Below are 1,572 nucleotides of genomic sequence, written 5' to 3'. Positions count from 1 at the left end.
ATAATTTTTTTCCCTATTTTATAAGATAAATGATTTTCAACAATTTTAACAGCACCGACCATTTTATTTTCTATGGTTAAATTATTATTATTTACAATTATATTATCAAACTCAATAAATTTATCAACAATATCTTTATAATTATTATCATTTTTTATTTGATATCCAACCACTCTCATAAATATATAGATGTAACCATATTGAATAATATCAATATGTTCGGAAAATATTTTTCTAAAAACAGAATCATAAACGTAAGAAACATTATAATGATTAATAGAAAATAACACATTCCTAAATATATTAAAATCCAAAGATTCTAATATAAATTTTATATAAATATTTAAAATATCATATTTTTTTAGAGACAAATAACAATCTATAGATAAAATATAATAATTATAATTTTGCGAATCTAATTGAACAGCCTTTTGCAAATAAGCCAACATCAAATTATTATCATGTTCGCTATTTTTTTCAGCAATATACAGTTCTAAATAAGAAAAAGCTTTTTGTAATTTTGAGATATTAATTTTTTCCATATGAGTTAAAATAGCTGTTTTCTTTTCTTTAAATGAATACAATAAGTTAATTGGCATAAGTTTATTTACATTGCTAATTATAGAAGCTAATTTCGAAAAACCAGATTTACCTGATGCATAAATTTTTTGAGAGTTAGACATTAAAATTATTTCGAAAATACTTCTCTCAATTTTATCAACGCAATCTGCCAATTCATCCGCCAAAATAATATCTCTAAAAAAACTAACGCTATTCTTCAAAACATATAAACTTTCAATATCATCACCAAAAACTATAATTTTATCATTTTTATCAATTTTGTTTAAAATAATATCATATGCTATATGTATACTTACAGCTTTTCCAAAAGCAAAATAACCAATATTTCTGTCAGAGTGTACAATATCACCACTTCTTATATGTAAGGCAATATAATCCCCAATTTCTTTCGATAACATATCAGCTTTAGCAATCGTATTCTTTATTTTATTCGAGAAACCAATACTCTTCCAACAAGATTTTAAGATTTCATAATAATTTTCATGATTAAAATCGGTAAATATATAATTAAAATCATACTGAGAACAAGATAAACCCCATTCAAACTCATCGTAATATCCATTTTTTAGCTTTTCAAAACTATAACAACGATTTTTATGAAAAATCCCATAAGAAAAAATTATATTATTTCCAAAATTATCCTTAAGTTTATTTTTAAAAGAATATTTACCCCTAAATTCAGGATTAAAAATCTTTTCTTCTTCGTCTAAATAATCATGAGACAAAAGAATTGTTTTATTTCCTAAATAATTCTTTTTATCAAAATACCATATATATCCAAATTTATAATCCGTAACTCGAGAAACGAACATGGCATTAAGCATCGCCAATATTCTTTCTCCAAAACCGTCAGCCCTTGCTGATAGAATAATTTTATTTTTTTTCATTTTTTCTCTCTTTTTTTAAAAAATATAATCTAATTGCAAACAAAAAAGGATTTTTAACAAATATTTTTCCAATTTTGTAAGATAAATAGTTTTGTATTCTCAC

1 protein-coding gene is annotated in these 1,572 nt (G+C 22.8%); it reads right to left on the bottom strand.

Annotation, left to right across the window (positions count from 1 at the left end):
* Positions 1 to 1,469: hypothetical protein (locus ELQ07_RS08125; RefSeq protein WP_134224985.1), on the bottom strand; the 1,469-nt coding region annotated here is incomplete at its 3' end.
* Between the last annotated feature and the right edge of the window lie 103 nt (positions 1,470 to 1,572).

Source organism: Campylobacter sp. US55 (assembly GCF_004378955.1).
GTDB lineage: Bacteria > Campylobacterota > Campylobacteria > Campylobacterales > Campylobacteraceae > Campylobacter_D > Campylobacter_D jejuni.
Note: the sequence above shows the minus strand (reverse complement) of the source record. Positions and strands in the feature narration are given on the sequence as shown.